1 pseudogene is annotated in these 325 nt (G+C 72.6%); it reads left to right on the top strand.

Going from position 1 to position 325, the window contains the following annotated elements:
• Window positions 1-325 (top strand): annotated as a pseudogene (locus tag ACWJ6R_RS38185) (RNA-guided endonuclease TnpB family protein); the annotation flags it as partial.

Below are 325 nucleotides of genomic sequence, written 5' to 3'. Positions count from 1 at the left end.
AAGGCCGCGGCCGGTTCGACACCGTCACCTGGCCCAAGGACGGCGACGGCTGCCGGTGGGACTCCCAACCGCAGCACCCGACCATCACGTTCGTCCGTCTCCAGGGCGTCGGGCACGTCCGCGTGCACCGGCACCGGCCCGTGAAGGGCCGGATCAAGACGATCAGCGTGCAGCGGGAGGGCTCCCGCTGGTACGTGGTCCTGTCGTGCGACGACGTACCCGCCCGGCCCCTGCCCGCCACCGGAGCCGCCGCCGGGATCGACCTGGGCATCGCCTCCCTGGTCACCACGAGCGACGATGAGCACCTGGCGAACCCGCGCCACCT

This window comes from Planomonospora algeriensis (assembly GCF_977012225.1).
Note: the sequence above shows the minus strand (reverse complement) of the source record. Positions and strands in the feature narration are given on the sequence as shown.